Genomic DNA, 16596 nt, shown 5'->3' on the forward strand with positions numbered 1-16596 from the left:
GCGTAAGCATTATCGGAGTTTTTACAGCATGCTGATTCTGTCATAAAGTGGAAAACCTTGCGTGCTGTTTGACAATAAAACCCTTTCGGCAACTTGAGATGACGATCTATCCCGCTGAGTAAGCCGTTCGCGCACAGTGCAGGCAAGGCCGTCAAAAGCCCCGCCCGCCATCTGAACATCATGACCCACCTCGAATCGAGCGCTTGCAGAGCCGGCCAAGCCCATGGCTGCGGCAACACGTTCATCGGCTCGCGTGCAGGCCGTACCCATTGCGCTGGCAGCCTCCGCATCGACACGGCTGCGCTCACTTTTGCTGACAACGACAGGCTTGGTCAGACCTTCATCCAGCACGCAGGGCAACTGTGGAATCGCATTGCGCTTCAGCGCCTTGCGCAAGGTCGACTCATTGATCCCTGCCCGTCTGGCAACTTCCGATGGATGAATACCCTCTGCAAGAATCCTTGCGCATTCTGCAATTTTATCCGGGGTGATCACGCGTGGCGCAGCACGACCGATTGTGCGATAAAACGAGCAAGGACCATCCTGCCGGTACTGTTTCGTCCAATTCATCAGGGTGCGGTGTGGAATCAGCAAGGGCGATCCTTCAAGGTCGCGCGCTCGAACGTGACCGTTTGCCATCAGGCTTGTTGTCTCCCGCACTAAATCGCGATCCACCGGCTATTTTTTCTCGTAATACGCCACCGTAAAGAAGTAGGGGGTAGTGAAGGAATGCGAGCGGGGAGAGTGCAGACCGGAGTGGTCATTGGACGGATCGTGCCTGTATCGGTAAACTTTTCCGTATCGTCATAAAAACAAAAGGAACGGCCCGCGAGGTTTATCCATCCTCGCGGGCCTATTGCCGGTGCAACTTCGATTCGCGTCGGGGAACACCAGCGAGGACTACATTACACGACAAGCATGGCTTTCTGCAAGTTTGCCGTGTTGCCCTCTTCACCCCAAGGGGGGCTGTGGTTTCGCACGCCATGGAACCTACCGGCGGGTCACGCCGGCAGGGACCCTGATTCCGCGCTGGTACTGCCCCCAAGGGCATTGCACCTTCAGTCTCCTGCCTGATCATCTGGCTGCTCGCTTTCCTGGAACTCTCAATGAGATTGAGCGGGTGGTCGCCACCGTTGATCAGGCAAAAAGCCTAGAGGCCGCCGCCGATCTCCTACGCCCGGATTGCGCCTCGCTCATCAGTGCGGTTCGCTGGATCCGCCGCCGGGTCATGCCGGTGCGCACCGTATTCACCCTGCTGGCGGGCATGTTTCCGGGAATATTCCAGGGGTGCGCGCTGACTGTGGCAGATTTCCGCCTCCGTCTTGACTGTGTCACCGTTCTGGTCCAGGCCCGTCATCTGGCCCGCGATACTCTGCCCAACTTACCTCGTCCACTGGGTTTTATTCCCCCACGAGCGGAGGGCGGTGGACGCAAAATCCGCTTCCAACAACGGATGGGGACTGACCCGCCAGCCTTGGCAGGGTAATTTGGACGCTCCACCCACCTCACCGGAGCGTTCCTCATGAAGCAACCCGATTCCCAACAGACCATGGCCCTGTTTCGCTATGGCCTGATCGCCGATCTCATCCATTTGCCGCCGGGCAGCAAAGGAATTCAGGCTCGCCTGAACGACAAGGCCCAACACGCTTATACCATTCCCGGAAGCCAGCGCACCCGGGTCGCTGCTGAAACTCTGCGCGATTGGCTCAAGGCTTACCGCCGGGGTGGCTTCGATGCCCTGCTCCCGAACGCCCGGACCGACCGGGGTCAATCACGCACGCTCCCTCATGCTGTTGCCGAGGTCTTGCTCAATCTCAAGGAACAACGGCCCGAACTCTCCATTCCCCTGATCATCAAGACCGCACAGGAGCAGGGCACCGTACCCGCAGAACTCGATTTGCCGCGCTCCACGGTCCACCGTCTATTCAGTCGCGCCGGTCTGATGCACAAAGACCGAGATGCCCCCACGGATCTGGATCGCCGCCGCTTCGCCTATGCTCACGCCGGTCAAATGTGGATGAGTGATGTCATGCACGGCCCCACCATACTGGTCGGAAAAGGACTACGGCGCAAGACCTACTTGATCGCCTTCATCGATGATGCGACCCGGGTGGTGCCCTATTGCGCCTTTGCCCTGTCCGAAAATACCCAGGCCTTCCTTCCTGTATTCAAGCAGGCCATCCTGCGCAGAGGGTTGCCCGAACGACTATTCGTAGATAATGGGGCCAACTACCGTTCTCAGCACCTTGCTCTGGTGTGTGCCAAACTCGGCATTGCCCTGATCCATGCCCGACCTTACCAACCCGCTGGCAAGGGCAAGCAGGAACGCTGGTTCAGAACCCTGCGTGCCCAGTTCCTGACCCGCCTGACCCAAGACGACACCTCCAGTCTCGACGCCCTCAACCGCCGCCTCTGGACCTGGGTGGAAGGCGAATATCACCAGACTCCTCATCGCGGCCTCGAGGGCCAGACCCCTATGGAACATTGGGCCCTCTGTGGCGATCAAGTCCGTTTACCCACGGCCGCTCTCAATCTTGATGACGCCTTCCTGTTCGAGGTCAAACGCCGCGTGCAGCGTGACCGTACCCTCAGCCTCAACGGCACCATCTTCGAGGTCGATGCCCACCTGGTGGGCGAAACTGTCCTCCTGCGCTTCGACCCCGCCCTGGCTCCCTCCCGCGGAATCGAGGTCTGGCACAAGGATGCCTTCGTGTCTCTTGCCAAACCCGTAGATGTCCATGCCAATTGCTTCGTGCGCCGTAACCACTCCCCCAAAACCACAGAGACCGCAGCCCCCCCGTCCACTCCTCTGGCCCTGCGCAATCTGCCACATTCCAACAAGGAGCCCCACTGATGTATCTCACTCACTTCGGCTTTACCCATTATCCCTTCGAGCGCGAACCACATCCCGATGAACTGTTCGGAGCCATCACTCTGCGCGAAGCCCATGCCCGCCTGCTGCATCTCACCGAACTGCGCGGAATCGGACTGATCACCGGCGAGGTGGGGAGCGGCAAGACCACCGCCTGCCGCCAACTCGTGGCCTCCCTGCATCCGGGTCTCTTCCGCCTGTTCTATGTCACCCTCTCCACCGGTAATGTCCTGGATATGTACAAATCCATTGCCTGGGAATTGGGACTGCCCATCGAACGCAACCGTGCCGCCGCCTATCGCTCGATTCATACCGAAGTAACGCGCCTGAGCAGCGAAGCGCGCCAGCATCCCGTCCTGATCCTCGATGAGGCCCAACACCTGCGTAACGATGTCCTCGAAGACCTTCGGCTACTCACCAACTACGCCATGGATTCCGAGCGTCGCCTCACCTTGCTGTTCGTAGGCTTGACCGAACTTCGCCGCCGCCTGGCCATGGCCGTCCACGAATCCCTCAACCAGCGGATCGTGATGCGCTATCACCTCACCGGTCTGGCCCGAGACGAACTGCCCGCCTACCTGAGCCATCGCCTGCAACTAGCCGGCAGCACCCTTCCTGTGTTTGAGGAAGCCGCCATCGAATCTCTCTATCAGGCCTCCCAGGGATTACCGCGTCGGCTTAATCGCGCCGCGCACTATGCCCTGTCTGCCGCCGCCCTGGCCAAAACCCGCCAGGTCAGCGCCGCACATGTGGAAAGTGCCCTTGAGGAGATCCGGCCATGAGTTCCTCCAACTCCAAGACAAAAAAACCTCCGTCTCTTACGCAAATGGTCATTGATGAACTGCCAGATCTCTTTTATTGCAACCTCTCGGACGAAGCCGCCTCCCACATCGCCGAATTCCTCAGTAACCTGGCCTTCATCTTCGAGGGAACTCGCTTCGCCCAGATCCGCCGCTACCACCTCTCCATGATTCCCGACCCCCCACCCCCAGATCCAGGACAACTCGACCTCTTCACCGACTTGCCACCCTCCTGAACCCAGTCGCCCCCTCAGTATAGGGGGGGTGCGCGTCCACAGTTCCCCCCCATCTCCCAAGAAGCCATCACCCTGGCCCGCATTCCACCACCTGCCCACACTATTCCACCTGGGGAATCATTCCGGGAAATCAGGCTCATTACCGCGCGGATTAATGTGGGATTTGACCGGTGGAATAATCAGGGTCCTAACAAGGCTCGTCAGTGCAAAACGTCTGCTTTGCTCATCTCCTGCCGGGTGTGAAAAATAATTATCACCACCCACAAAATATGTCACTTGATCCTCTTTGGTCAGGATGCTCAGTGAAGTTCCGATTTTATCTGCACCATCAGGAAAGCCGGGAAGAAGTGATTGCTTGAACATATCAACTTTCAGGTTGTAAATACAACGCCAATTTTATACCGATTTTCCCAATTCATGAAAAAATAAAGTGCTAAACTCAAATCCTGAAAAAATACTCAAAACCCGGTCGGGATCAGGAAGTCTGACATTGGGCAACGCAAGGAAACGATGACGCCAGAGAAACGTGGTATTGCGATGTACTTCGCAGACTTTCGCACTGTGGCGCAGGCTTTGACCCTCGGCCATTTGCTGCGCATATTCCAGCCACTTATCCTTGTGGCGCAGCCTGGCCAAAGGTGTTCCGGTCAGTGTGTTGAAGGTGGCATGGCACGCAGCGCAGCGGTAACGCTGCAAACCCGATGCCGAACCCCAGCGCGCAATGTGATCATGACCACACTTGGGGCACAGCGGTTTGTCCTGCACCCGACTTTCGACCAGCGTGCTGACTGCCTGAACGTGCTCAATTTTGTGCAACCGATCTACCAAAATGCTTCTTTGATGCGGCGTCAACTTTTCGAGTTCTGCCGTCAAAACATGAAATTCTTCGGCTTTCATCACAGCACCTATCTTATTGATTGGTATGACGATAGTATAGACCACTATTTAACTGTGACATAGCCTTTCTTATCTCCCGTTCGTATTGCTCAGATCGGCACAGCATTGAATTCTTCGGTCTGGATTTCATTGCAATTCCCCCCAACGAAGATCGACCGCAGTCCGAGGGAGCCGGGTACCTTCAGTCGGCGCTCCTTGAGACAAAACGGTAGCACCCAAAGACGTATTCCGCTGGTCTTCGGAAAATCAAACACAGGCAAAGGGTCGGCGAAGGCGCCCGTTCTCGGGTAGATCAACACAACATCCCCGGTGCCATCCAGATAACTCAATCCATAGGCTTGCAGCTGGTAAAAGTCGCTCTGTGACAAACAGTATTTGTCCGTTCCGTTCGCCTTCAGGCCATCAAGCAGCTTCCACTTGGTGTCGAGCACCAGTAGATCGCGGTCCAAATTTCGAACCAGCAAGTCCGGCTTCAATCGAAACCAATTCTGTTCGCGGTGGCGAACCAAGTGATGACTACGTGCCTGAGTCTTCAGAATGAGAGGCGGAGTCAGCTGTCGCGGAAGATGCTTGGCCACATAGGCTTCAAAGACAGCTTCCATCGGAAACAACAATGACGGAGCACTGTGGCGGCCAGAACCGGTCAGAGGTGATTCCTCGTTTAAGATGAGGCGCGTCCACGCTAGGGCATCGGCGTAGTGGCCCATACCGCGATCCAGTCGCACCTGCTGGAAATCGATCCGTGTTTGCGTGGAGGGCGGAATGTCCGCAAAAACGAAATCCAGTTCTCGGGCCAGTTGCTGGTTGGCTTGCGTTCCTGTCAGAAGCAAAACGCGGCGTAACGCTGCATGTAACAATCGGTTTTCCGGCCGGTCCATCGAAAACTCATCGTGCTCTGTGAAGAAGCGGTCTGCCCGGAACAGGTTCTGCCGCAAGTGTGGCGACATCATGAGCTTGCCGCGCAAGGCAAACAAATTGTCCTGACGCTGGCGATAGTCACTGCGGAGCCCACGTTTTACGATATGCTCGACAGTGCGCAAAAACTCGCTGATGAATATTTCCAGTAGCGGCATCCTTACTGCGGAAAGCTTCGCGCTATCGGTCAGCACATGCCGAAAGCCATGCAAACAGCACAGCATTTCAATCAGCAACTGACGAGCCTCGACGGCGCCGCCACCGATGGCCTTGCCGACTTTCGGCAGCACCTCTATCTGGTATCCGTCTGGCGAACGAATGACGCCGACAAAGCTGGTCACCTGAATGACACGACGACCACGGCGTTGAGCCCATCGTAGCCAGACAGCATCTCCCACGTCTGCAGCGCGCAGGCATTGCCCCTCAAGCCAACTGAATACGTTGGCCGGAACCATGTGCACGCCATCGATTCCCGAGAAGTCCGCCCCAGCTGCCGCCAGTGCGTCAAACTCGTAAATCGTCAAGCCATTCATCAGGCTGGCAGCGTCTGGTAGATGCCAATGTAGGCATCCGGGTTGGTGAACGACGCATCCTGAACCACGTAACGCCGCTTGGTGGCATAGGTGTCCAAGCCGTGATCGCTGCCGAACAAGCGCGCCAGATCCTCTTCATGATCCTGGCTCTCAATCACAAACCGAGCCGCCTCGGGCTTCTGGTTGTCTGCCAGCACAAGCCGGATTTTTTGCCAGTCTTCGAAGAAGTACTCCTCGAGCAAAGGGACGATGCGATTACTGAATACCTGTGACAACGCCACCAGCCGTTCGTCTCCATCAGGTACTTGTGCAAGCGATGTGAAGTAAGCATGGCCGATGCAGTGATCGCGGTCGTAAAGTGCCTCAACGCGCTGATTGATGACAGATAGCATTCGCGGGATGTCGATCACCTGCTCACCCGAGGTCACCCTCAGGCCAAAAAGTGGCGCACCCACCTCATCACGAGCATCCGGCAGTACAGGCACAAAGTCGAACCTGCGACGCAGCGCCGTATCAAGCAGGGCCAGGGACCGGTCCGCTGTGTTCATGGTGCCGATGATGTCAAGGTTGGGTGGCACCGAGAATGATTCGCCAGAGTACGGCAACGTGACCGAGATGGCGTTTTCCGCACCCTCACGCTTGTCCGGTTCGATCAACGTGATCAGCTCGCCGAAAATCTTGCTGATGTTGCCCCGATTGATCTCGTCGATGACCATAGCAAAGCGCTGATCCGGTGCGAGGCGCGCCTTTCGACAGAGATCCTTGAATGCACCTGGGCGTATTTCGTACTTGATCGCGCCCGATTCAGTATCGTCATCTAACACCGGACGCAAGCCTTCCACGAACTCCTCATAGCCATACGATTGGTGGAACGTGACAAAGTTGTAGTGACGAAGGATTTCCGATGACTGAGCGCCAGCTCGGCGGTACTCCTTGAGCAACGTAACGAGGTCAGCGCAGGCGTCCTCCCATTCACCGGCGAGCTGCCAGACAGACTCCTCGCTCTTGTCGAAGACCTGCGGGCTAAAGCGCAGCTTCTGCTTGACGGTCGTAGACTCATCAACCGTGCGTTCCTGCAGCGTCATCCAGATTGTCTGTCGCAGGTTGTTCTTGCGGCCTTTGGCCGTCGCAAGCGCATCGATGAAGGGGTGCTCCAATAGCTGGCTCACGTTGGCCTTGCCACCAAAGTCGACCAACGCCAGGACGGCAGCTTCCCACCATTTCAGCGGAGCAATTCTGTCAGCGATAAATTGGCTCTGCCATTCCTCCGCAGACACCGAGGTCGTTGCCTGTTCGTAGTTCCGCCGCAGCAACTTAGAAACTTCGTAAGTCTTGCCTGTCCCGGGCGGCCCGTAGTAAATGCGATTGAAGGCTTGCTGCGTGACAGTCGCGTCCATTGGTGGCGCCTCGTCATCGGATTCCTCATCGGATTCCGTCGGGTCGTCCCGAAGTTGGTCAGGCCACAGACCAGGGCGTTCGGTTTCCAACCCCAACCACTCGTCCAAGGTTTCGCGTTCGGCGACCAAGGTGGCTTCAATTTTCGCCACCAAATCATCGGTCAGTGGCTCCCGGTTCAACTTGAGCACTGCACCGACATCGCGTGTCCAGGATATCTTCCGGGTGCGGGTGCCACGGATCATACCGAGCACGCCGATCGCACGCTCTCTGCCAGGGTTATTTCGGCCAAAGCGAACCTGAATCCCTTTGCTCAAGTGCCACCAATCCAGCCCCGCTGCGTGAACGGCTCTGGCCAGCCGGCAAAAGGTAGCCTTGTCCTGCGGCGACCAAGAAGCACGGAAGGTCTTGAAGGCGGGCTTGCCGTCGAAGTGCTTGAGCAAATCTTCATCACTCAGCTTTTCACCCAAATCCAGCTTGCTCACCACCTCGTCATAGTTGACCCGGAATTTGCGAATGGCCTCTACGCTCCAATCGACCAATTCAGCCAGCGATTTGCCGAGCCCTTCTGACGCCGGAAGCATGGCGACGATGGGTGACGCGTTGTCATAGTTGCCGCGCAGTGCAAGGTAGCCACGATGCACGGGCGTGCCCTCATCAAGCCCGACCGTATCGATCTTGACCACAAAACCATCGTCCGCCCCAATCCCAACGGTATAAGCCAGCTCCTTCGGTGAATCCGTTGCCGGGTAGATACGCGCCCAGTTGTACGGCAGGAAGGAATTTGCCTGACTGGTCGGGCGCTTGCGAACCTTGACCACACCCGTCGGGAACAACTTGGTTTTCACATCGCCGGCCCAAGCCTCGGTAACCTCGTAGGCCTTCTTCAATTCCTCGTAGGCGCGGTTCTGCTCGGGGTTGGATTCGTCGCGCTTTTGCCCCTTCCACTTGTTCAGCAGTTTGAAGTGGTCACTGGTGAAATAGTCCGCCATGTTTTTTATATCCCTTCAACATCAATTCCGTGTTCGGCCAGCCAGGCCCTTCGCTGCGCATAGTCGGGCATTGCGCGCTCAACGCGCAGCCAGAAAGCAGGGGTGTGGTGTGGCTCGTACAGGTGGGCAATCTCGTGCACCACCACATATTCTGCGATACGGGCTGGCAGCAAGATCGTCTTCCAGTGGAAGTACAGCCAGTCACCTTTGCCGCAAGAACCCCAGCGATAACCGAGGTCCTGCACCTTCACGCCAGCAGGTGCCACCTCCATGCGTGACTGGTAGTCGGCTACCCGGCCTGATAGCCAGACGCGAGCCCTTTCGCTATACCAGCGGATGAAGTGCTCCCGTGCGCCTGCCTGCGCATCGTGGCGCAGCGCAAAGCGGCCATTCACCAGCTTCAGGGGCGTGTCTTGGTCATCGACCAATTTCAGCCGATGGCTGCGCCCCAGATACAGGAAGCCCTCGCCGCCAACGAACTCTTGGCGTGGTACCTTGCGTTGCAGCCGGTCCTTCTCGGCCAGCTTAGTGTAGATCCAGAAGCGCTTGTCACTGACAAATTCGCGGAGTTGGTCGATGCCCACCTCAGGCGGCGCGCTCAGAATCAGCTCCCCAGTTCGTTCCACCGTGATTTGCATGGTCCGGCGCCGGGCACTGCGCCGTATCGTGAATTGCAAGTCGTCCACCTGGATGCAAGCCTCTGCCTCGGCCGCAGTGCTGTCCGCGTGGTGGTTGGTAGATTTCAGGGATGCCAGCATGGCTTTACACCTGCACCAGCTTGTCGTGGTTGGCGCGCGCCTGCTCCATCAACTTATCCGCCAGCACACCCGCCTTGTCGGTATCCACCAAGGGGGGCCGCAGGCGCATCAAGTGCACGAACAGTTGCGTGTTCAGGTCTTCCTGTGCCGCGAGTTTGTGGGGGCTCCAGATATCGCGGTTGCCTTGCAGCTCCTGCACCAGCAGGTCCACCAGTTCCACGGTCACATCCTTTAGGCGCAGCAACTCGGCTGCGGTTGGCATCTGGCCAGCACACACCATGTCCAAGACAGTGCGCAGGAATGGCGCGCAGTGTTCGGGCAAGTCACTTGGTGCATCGGCGCTGCCCGCCTTGCCGGTGCACAGCTCGTCGATGATCTTCTGCAGTTGCGAGATCACCTCGTTCCACTTTTCACCCAGAGTTTTGAGGATGTCGTTCAAATGCTCCGACAGCTTACGGTACAGCACCGGGTCTTCATCAGTGTGCTTGCGGATGTGCGAACGGATTGCGTGTTCCATTTCGGATGCCACTGCACGACTGGCTGCAACGCCTGCTTCACGGGCTGTTTTCTGCAGGTGCTTCTCAAAGGCAGCATCAGTCAGTTGAATCGGCGGAATCTTCGGATCGACACCCAGCGAGATCACGTGGTCGTCGATCAGCTTGCGTACCTTGGCACCGACGTCCTTGCCCAATACCGGCGTGTCCTTGTAGCGGTTGCGGGCGCGGGCGTAGATGTAGGCCAGGCGCTTGGCGTCGCGCGAATAGGGCAACCCTTCCGGTCGCGGCAGCACCGTATCCAGTGATCCCAAGAAAGCCTTGAGCTTAACGGTGAACTCGGCGCGCAGCTTCTCGCTGCCCAATGCCTCGACGCAGGCTTCGGTGTCCTCCAGTGACTCGATGCCTCGCTGTCGGAACAGGTCTACCACGCGCAGGTGCCGATCGCGCAGCACCGGCACCTCGTCCTTCAGGCTGGCTAGTGCTCCTTCCACGTCCTCATCGGCGTAGGCTGCCAGCGCCTCCTTCAAATGCTGGGCCACGCCGTAGTAGTCCACCACGATGCCGCAGCGTTTGCCGAATCCGGTGCGGTTGACGCGGGCAATCGCCTGCAGCAACTCCGCCTCGCGGATCGGGCGGTCGAGATACATCACGCCTTCGATCGGCGCATCAAAGCCGGTGAGCAGCATCGACTTCACGACCAAAAAGGCCAGCGGGTCGGTCTTCTCGGGCTTGGCATTGAACAGCGGCTTCTTGAAGCGCTTGATCAACTGCTCGTGCGCCGCGCCGTCGGTCCACTGCTTCCACGCCGGGTCATCGTTGTTGCTACCCGAAATGATGGGCGCGAATTCAATGCGCGCCAGGGTGTCGCGGTAGCGCCAGGCCTGCACCACAGCCTGCACACTCACAGGACGCTGACACAGCGCCTCGTCATCCAGCACCTTGTCCTCGGGCGAGAGCGCGTTGGCCTCAGCCAGCAACTCATCTCGAGCTGACCGCAACGCATCGAAATAACGAATGGCCGCCAACCGGCTGTACGCCACCACCTGCGCCTTGTAGCCGTTGGGCAGGATGTTGGTCACGTAGTGACGAAGGATGTCGCGAGCCTTGTCGGCGATCAGCGCCGGGGCATCAAAGATATGGCCCTTGGTGGCGTACTTCTGCTTGATCGCCTCTAGCTCCTCCGGCGAGTGCTGGCGGAATAGGTCTTCGAATAGTTCGTCCAGGCTGGTGCCGTCCTTGATTGCTCCGTTGGCGGTGCGGCCCTCGTAGAGCACCGGCACTGTCGCGCCGTCGGCCTCGGCTTCCTTGATGGTGTAGCGGTCAATGAACTCGCCAAAAATCTCGTGGGTGCGCTTCTTGTCCCCCATGATGATCGGCGTGCCGGTAAAGCCAATGCGCGCGCAGTTGGGCAACCCGGCCAGCAAGTTGGCATGCAGGTCGCCCGCTTGGGTGCGGTGCGCCTCGTCCACCAGCACGAGGATGCTGTCGTCCTCGTTCAGTACCTCAAACTTTTCGTCGGCTTTGTAGACGGCCTTGGGTTCTTTAACTTTTGGCAAATCGTCCGCCGTCAACGGCGCATCACCGGCACTATCCGGGTCGCGGTATTTCTGGATCGTGGCAAAGATCAGCCCCGGTCCTTTGCGCCGCGCCAGCGCTTTCACGCCCGCCGTGCTTTCGGCCACGTCCACCACCTCGCCGGTTAGCGTGGCGGTCACGGACAACTGACCCTGCAAGTCCTTGCGGTCGGTGACGACAATGACCTTGAAGCGCCTTAGGTCAGCATCCGCGCGCATCTTGCGCACCAGGAACACCATCGTCAGGCTCTTGCCCGAACCCTGGGTATGCCAGATGATGCCGCCGCGCTTGTCGTGTTCGCCGTGCTGCAGCCGCGTCTGGCCGGTCTTGAGGCGTGCAATCGCCCGATTCACCGCCCGGTACTGCTGGTAGCGGCACACCGTCTTGATGGTCTGGCCGCCTGTCTGCATGAACAACATGAAGTTCTTCACCACATCCAGCAAATGCGAGGGGGTGAGCAACCCGGCGATCAAGCGCTCCTGCTCGGAGAGGGCGGGCTTGCCGAGTGCCTGCGCCACCTCGATCTCACTTCCAGAGCCATCCGGGTCGATCACCGTCTTCCACTGGGCGTAATGCTCAAAGTCCGCGCCGACACAACCCACGCGCGCCTCGTCGAAGTTGGTGGCCACCAGCAACTGGTTGGTGGCAAACAGCGCCTCGTTGCCCTCGTTGTCGTCCACCTCAAACGCGGCCTTGCGTTGGTTGCTGTAGCGCCGCAGTTGGTCAACGGCCTCGGCCAGCGGCTCGGGGACGGACGGGCTCTTGCACTCCACCACCACCAGCGGGATACCGTTCACCAGCAGCACCAGATCGGGCACGATGAATTGCTTGGCGCTGTTGAAGCCGGGCGGGCAATCGACGCGGTACTGGTTGATCACCGTGAAGCGGTTGTTGGCCGGGGTGTCCCAGTCAATATAGCGTATCGTCTGGCCGCGCCCGCCGTCCCAGCCGGGCAGTCCTTCCATCGTCAAGCCACGGATCAACAGCGATGTCGCCTTCTCGTTGGCCTCCATTAGCTTGTGCGTGCCCAGCCGGGTGATGGCTGATACAGCCTCAAGCAGCCGCGCCTCGTCCAGCCAGGGCGCACCGTCGGGTCCAAGGTTCAGCGAGCGCAGTTGTTCGCGTAACAGCCCCTCCTGGATGACCTCGGCAAAGCCGGTTCGGCCGGTCACCGACGGGTCGTCAATACTGCCCTCGATATGTGCCCAACCCAGCGCCTGCAATTGGGCTACGAAAGGCTTTTCGACGTCATCAAGTTCCCATCCCATCAGGCGCTCCCATGTTGTTGTGCGGCTTCGGCCAGCAGGGGTGTGACGCGGACGCGACCGGTGAGGAGGTCGTCCATGAGTCCGGACTTCAATGTCACTAGCTTTGCATAGTCATTTGAATCGGCATCGATCCTTGTTTGTAGCGCGACTAGACGTTCAGCAATCTGCCGCTGCTCTTCCAACGGAGGCTTAGGAACGATGAAGTTGCTGATCTTGTCCAGCCCCAGATCAGGCACTCCGATGCTTTGGGTACCCAAACCCATCTGATTCTTCGTAGACTCGGCTCGCATTGCCCAAAGCATGAAATGGCTAGTCATTGCATTCAGGTTGGGCCTGATCTGCGCCATGCTATGGAGGATGCTGAACTCCGGCATTTCAGCAGTGACAAGCCTAACTCGCCCCAAGCCTGCACCAATGCGATGCAGAACAATGTCTCCCGGAGCCAAGTCCGTTTTCTTGCAGTTGATCTCGTGAGCGCGGCGGGAAATTCGCTTGCTAGACACAAAGTCAATGCCCTCGTCATCCAGCAAGTTAGTCGGAGAAACGATGAGAACGCCATCCTCGATATATCGCGGAGTCGTGTGGTCTCTGTCGGCAATCTTCAAAGAACACGCGCTCAACGTAACCGCACCCCACTCCTTCGGAATCCACCCCAGCGGCGACTCCTTGTAGAGATGCGGCGCCTCGGCCTGGGGCGGGCGCAGTTCGTTGTTGGCGGCTATGCCGCGCGTCAGCAGGTCGTGCAGCATGCCCTGCTTGACGGCCTTGAGCTTGGCGATGACCACGTCGGTTTCGTGGATGGCGGTGTCGAGGGTGTCGAGAATCTGGGAGATCTTCTGCTTCTCGTTCGGCGACGGGCTGGGCACTTTGATGGAGCCAAATTCAGCGGCAGAAATTTCCAAAAAGGTGGTTCCCGAAGCACGACGTACCAGTTCGGGCTTCACCTTTTCAAGGAGGTGGAAGTAGTAGCTGGCTTCCTCGGGTCTTTTGAATACAATAGACTTGAAGCCTTGGTTTGTTGCCATGGGCACAGCATTGATGACGCGGGCACCCAGCGTTGCGCGCGTTGTTACTAGCAGTGACCCGGCAGACAGCAGGTTCGCGCCGCTACCAGCCAGACCCGAGGCGCTGATGTGGTCGTTCGTATCGTGGAGCAGTTTGGCATCTTCACCACTGACTTCGCCCGGCGTTGCCCATGGGATTGATCCCCGCCAGAAGGATGGCACCTCGCGTGACGGTGTGCCGCCGCCAACAACGGCCCCTATCTGAGTGATCTCTTTCTGCTCCCAGTCGTCAGGCAACTGCTTCAGGAAGGCACCGTATTGGTGGCGGGGTTGGACGTTCATTGGATCAGACATACTTGAGCCCCTTCAAGAACCCCTGAAGCGCCGCTGCTGCGTCATCCCGATTGCCTTCTATCTCGGTCAGCGTAACGCGGTACTTATCCCACCAGTTCTCGAAAGCGGCCACGATCTGCTTGCGCTGCGCGGCCATGTAGCGCTCGACTATTGATCGCATGTCGTTGTGCAGAATGGTCAGCAGCAACTCGGCGGCGGCTTCGGGCGTCAGCCCGTCAACAGCAGAGGCAATGTGTTGCTTGAAGCTGTCGTTCTTGGCCTTGAGTTGCTTCTTGACGGCGGTGAGCTCCTTCTTCCAGGCCTTGAGCTGGGCTTCGTCCATGACGTTTTCTTCGTCGGCTTCGTCTTCCACCGCCTCAGCGGCTTCGCCGTCCTCGCCCTCGGCATCCTTGGGGCTGGCGGCCTTGATCTGGCTGTCCAGTTCGGCCTTCTTGGCTTCCAGTTCGGTGATGGCCTCGACGAAATCACTCATCAGGAACTTGACCAGCTTGTGCTCCAGCGGGCTTTCCTTGCTGGCCTTGTCTTCCAACGCGGTGACGATGCTGGTGCGCCAAGCATCGGCCACGCCCTTGGCGCCGCGCGCCATCAGGGTGAGGAACTCGTACTTGGTCTGGTACCAGAACCCTGCGACGATGCCGCGCACCTGAAAGGGGTCGAGCAGGCCGATGGCTTCCAGGCTTTGGCTGAAGCTGGCCAGCAGGTCGTTGCGCAGGGCCACCAGGCTGGCAGCGTTGTCCATCTGCCCAGAGAGTGCCGTGATGCGGGCGCTGTGGTCTTGCCACCATTGCTCGAAGGCGGCGCGGATGGCCGCTTCCTTGGCGACCAGACCGGCATTGGTTTCGATGGTCGGCTTGAGTGCCTGCCGTGTATCGAGGGCGGGCGCGAAGTCGAAATACTTGGCGTCCCTTTCCACCAGCAGGTCCATAGCATTCAGGCCGTGGGCACTGAACAACGCGGCTTTATCGGCCACCTCGACCTTGGGGATGCCGCCTACCAGATGGGCGCGCACGTCGTGCGGCTCAGGCGGCGGGGCGTTGTCGGCGTAGCGGCGGATGTTGAGGTTGTAATCGTTGGCCTTGATGGTGGCGTTATCGACAATGGCCGAGAAGCCGTCGATGGCGCGGAATTCGTCGAAGGTGGTGACGATCTTCTCAATGTGCTCGGGCAGCAGGTAGTTCTGCGCGCGGCCTTCGAAAAACTCGCGGTCGGCGTTGATGAACAACACCTTGCCCTGGCGCTCGGCGGGCTTGCCGCTGACGCGGTTGGCACCGTTCTGCACTCGCTGGCGCAACACCAGAATACAGGCCGGAATGCCGGTGCCGTAGAACAGGTTGGGCGCGACGCCAATGACGGCTTCGAGCAGGTCGTCCTCAATGATGCCGGCGCGGATGGTTTTTTCCTCACCGCCCCGGAACAGCACACCGTGGGGCAGAACGGTGGCCACCATGCCGCCGTCGCGCGTGACGGCCAGCATGTGCTGCAGGAACATCAGGTCGGCCTTCTTGGCGCCCAGCGGCACCTGCCCGTAGGGGAAGCGCTCGGCCTCGAACTTGGGCTTATAGGCGGCATTGCCGTCGGCATCCTTCTCGGTATTGCCCCAGTGGATGGAGAACGGAGGATTGGTGAGCACGCGGTCGAAGTGCATCAACTCGCCGCCTTCGACGTGCTGCGGCTCGGCCAGGGTGTCCTCGTTTTGAAGGTTGGCTGTGCTGATGCCGTGCAGCAGCATGTTCATCTTGGCGATGGACCACACCGTGCCGTTGAACTCCTGCCCGAACAGGTTGGCCTTGCGGCCGTCTTCGCCGTGCTCGTCGATGTACTCCTTGGCGGCGATCAGCATGCCGCCGGAGCCACAGCAAGGGTCGTAGATATCGTGCTGGAGCTTGGGCTTGATCAGCCGCACCATCATCCGCACCACCGAGCGTGGCGTATAGAACTCGCCGCCTTTCTTGCCCGCCGAATCGGCGAATTCGCCAATCAGGTATTCATAGGCGGCACCGAGCAGGTCTGGGAACTCGAAGTCTTCATTGCGCAGGCGGTGCAGACTGAAATGCGTGATGAGCTGCTGCAGCTTGATGTCGGGGATCTTGCTCTGGCCGATCTTGCGGGTGAAGTCGATGTGCTCCAGGACGTCGTAAAGGCTGACGTTGTCGCCTTCAATCCCGGCGAGTGCCTTGCTCAGCAGGCTGCCGACATTGGCCTGACGCGAGTTGCCGACCAGGTAGCTGTAGCGCGACTCCTTCGGCACCCAGAAATATCCATCCTTCTTGTACCAACGCTTGTTCTCGGCTGAGATTTCAGCTTCGGCAGGCGTCTTGCCTGCATCGATTTCGAGCTGGATCACTTCGGCGCGGCGCTGTTCAAAGACGTCGGAGCAGCGCTTGAGGAACAGCATCCCGAAGATGTATTCCTTGAACTCGGAGGCATCCATCTTGCCGCGCAAAATGTCAGCGGCTTTGAAGAGGTGGCGTTCTAACTGTGGCAGGGTTAAGGGCATGTA

12 protein-coding genes and 1 pseudogene are annotated in these 16596 nt (G+C 58.7%); 4 read left to right on the top strand and 9 right to left on the bottom strand.

The features are described from left to right. Positions 1-21: 21 nt before the first annotated feature. Positions 22-639, bottom strand: coding sequence for a helix-turn-helix domain-containing protein (locus tag HO274_RS02395; protein ID WP_273121111.1), 618 nt, complete (start codon positions 637-639; stop codon positions 22-24). A gap of 223 nt (positions 640-862) precedes the next feature. Here HO274_RS02395 and HO274_RS02400 point away from each other — a divergent pair, with 223 nt between their 5' ends. From HO274_RS02400 to HO274_RS02415, 4 genes are read left to right on the top strand one after another with little or no spacing between them, the layout of a single operon-like run. Continuing rightward, a complete protein-coding gene (locus HO274_RS02400; RefSeq protein ID WP_273121114.1) occupies positions 863-1486 on the top strand; it encodes a hypothetical protein in 624 nt (207 codons plus the stop codon). Positions 1487-1522: 36 nt separating this feature from the next. Then, positions 1523-2854 (top strand): DDE-type integrase/transposase/recombinase, encoded by a 1332-nt coding sequence (locus tag HO274_RS02405; protein WP_273121119.1) that lies wholly within the window; start codon positions 1523-1525, stop codon positions 2852-2854. Next, positions 2854-3654, top strand: a complete 801-nt coding sequence (locus tag HO274_RS02410; RefSeq protein ID WP_273121122.1) for an ExeA family protein — start codon at positions 2854-2856, stop codon at positions 3652-3654. The genes HO274_RS02405 and HO274_RS02410 overlap by 1 nt, the downstream gene beginning before the upstream one ends. Continuing rightward, positions 3651-3908 (top strand): hypothetical protein, encoded by a 258-nt coding sequence (locus HO274_RS02415; RefSeq protein WP_273121126.1) that lies wholly within the window; start codon positions 3651-3653, stop codon positions 3906-3908. Before HO274_RS02410 ends, HO274_RS02415 begins: the two co-directional genes overlap by 4 nt. Before the next feature lie 117 nt (positions 3909-4025). Here the strand turns inward: HO274_RS02415 and HO274_RS02420 are convergent, their stop codons facing one another. The 8 genes and pseudogenes from HO274_RS02420 to HO274_RS02455 form a co-directional block, all read right to left on the bottom strand. Next, positions 4026-4271, bottom strand: a complete 246-nt coding sequence (locus tag HO274_RS02420) for a hypothetical protein (RefSeq protein ID WP_273121129.1) — start codon at positions 4269-4271, stop codon at positions 4026-4028. Between the two features lie 126 nt (positions 4272-4397). Beyond that, positions 4398-4805: pseudogene (locus HO274_RS02425) on the bottom strand (transposase); the annotation flags it as partial. Between the two features lie 89 nt (positions 4806-4894). Next, positions 4895-6253 (bottom strand): McrC family protein, encoded by a 1359-nt coding sequence (locus HO274_RS02430; RefSeq protein WP_273121132.1) that lies wholly within the window; start codon positions 6251-6253, stop codon positions 4895-4897. Further along, positions 6253-8640, bottom strand: coding sequence for an McrB family protein (locus HO274_RS02435; protein ID WP_273121135.1), 2388 nt, complete (start codon positions 8638-8640; stop codon positions 6253-6255). The genes HO274_RS02430 and HO274_RS02435 overlap by 1 nt, the downstream gene beginning before the upstream one ends. A gap of 5 nt (positions 8641-8645) precedes the next feature. Further along, entirely contained in the window at positions 8646-9278 is a 633-nt protein-coding gene (locus tag HO274_RS02440; protein WP_420537382.1) for a M48 family metallopeptidase, read from the bottom strand. A gap of 124 nt (positions 9279-9402) precedes the next feature. Further along, the gene (locus HO274_RS02445; protein ID WP_273121141.1) at positions 9403-12738 is read right to left on the bottom strand and encodes a type I restriction endonuclease subunit R; all 3336 of its coding nucleotides are present in this window, start codon (positions 12736-12738) and stop codon (positions 9403-9405) included. Next, the gene (locus HO274_RS02450) at positions 12738-14096 is read right to left on the bottom strand and encodes a restriction endonuclease subunit S (RefSeq protein ID WP_273121143.1); all 1359 of its coding nucleotides are present in this window, start codon (positions 14094-14096) and stop codon (positions 12738-12740) included. The genes HO274_RS02445 and HO274_RS02450 overlap by 1 nt, the downstream gene beginning before the upstream one ends. Continuing rightward, a complete protein-coding gene (locus HO274_RS02455; protein WP_273121145.1) occupies positions 14089-16593 on the bottom strand; it encodes a type I restriction-modification system subunit M in 2505 nt (834 codons plus the stop codon). The genes HO274_RS02450 and HO274_RS02455 overlap by 8 nt, the downstream gene beginning before the upstream one ends. Positions 16594-16596: the final 3 nt, after the last annotated feature.

Origin of the sequence: Ferrovum myxofaciens (assembly GCF_013181415.1) — a bacterium.
Lineage (GTDB): Bacteria > Pseudomonadota > Gammaproteobacteria > Burkholderiales > Ferrovaceae > Ferrovum > Ferrovum myxofaciens.

Excerpts from the sequence above, each read along its gene's own strand:
- HO274_RS02395 (WP_273121111.1), bottom strand. The coding sequence starts at position 639 with ATGGCAAACGGTCACGTTCGAGCGCGCGACCTTGAAGGATCGCCCTTG.
- HO274_RS02405 (WP_273121119.1), top strand. The coding sequence starts at position 1,523 with ATGAAGCAACCCGATTCCCAACAGACCATGGCCCTGTTTCGCTATGGC.
- HO274_RS02410 (WP_273121122.1), top strand. The coding sequence starts at position 2,854 with ATGTATCTCACTCACTTCGGCTTTACCCATTATCCCTTCGAGCGCGAA.
- HO274_RS02415 (WP_273121126.1), top strand. The coding sequence starts at position 3,651 with ATGAGTTCCTCCAACTCCAAGACAAAAAAACCTCCGTCTCTTACGCAA.
- HO274_RS02420 (WP_273121129.1), bottom strand. The coding sequence starts at position 4,271 with ATGTTCAAGCAATCACTTCTTCCCGGCTTTCCTGATGGTGCAGATAAA.
- HO274_RS02430 (WP_273121132.1), bottom strand. The coding sequence starts at position 6,253 with ATGAATGGCTTGACGATTTACGAGTTTGACGCACTGGCGGCAGCTGGG.
- HO274_RS02435 (WP_273121135.1), bottom strand. The coding sequence starts at position 8,640 with ATGGCGGACTATTTCACCAGTGACCACTTCAAACTGCTGAACAAGTGG.
- HO274_RS02440 (WP_420537382.1), bottom strand. The coding sequence starts at position 9,278 with ATGCAAATCACGGTGGAACGAACTGGGGAGCTGATTCTGAGCGCGCCG.
- HO274_RS02445 (WP_273121141.1), bottom strand. The coding sequence starts at position 12,738 with ATGGGATGGGAACTTGATGACGTCGAAAAGCCTTTCGTAGCCCAATTG.
- HO274_RS02450 (WP_273121143.1), bottom strand. The coding sequence starts at position 14,096 with ATGTCTGATCCAATGAACGTCCAACCCCGCCACCAATACGGTGCCTTC.
- HO274_RS02455 (WP_273121145.1), bottom strand. The coding sequence starts at position 16,593 with ATGCCCTTAACCCTGCCACAGTTAGAACGCCACCTCTTCAAAGCCGCT.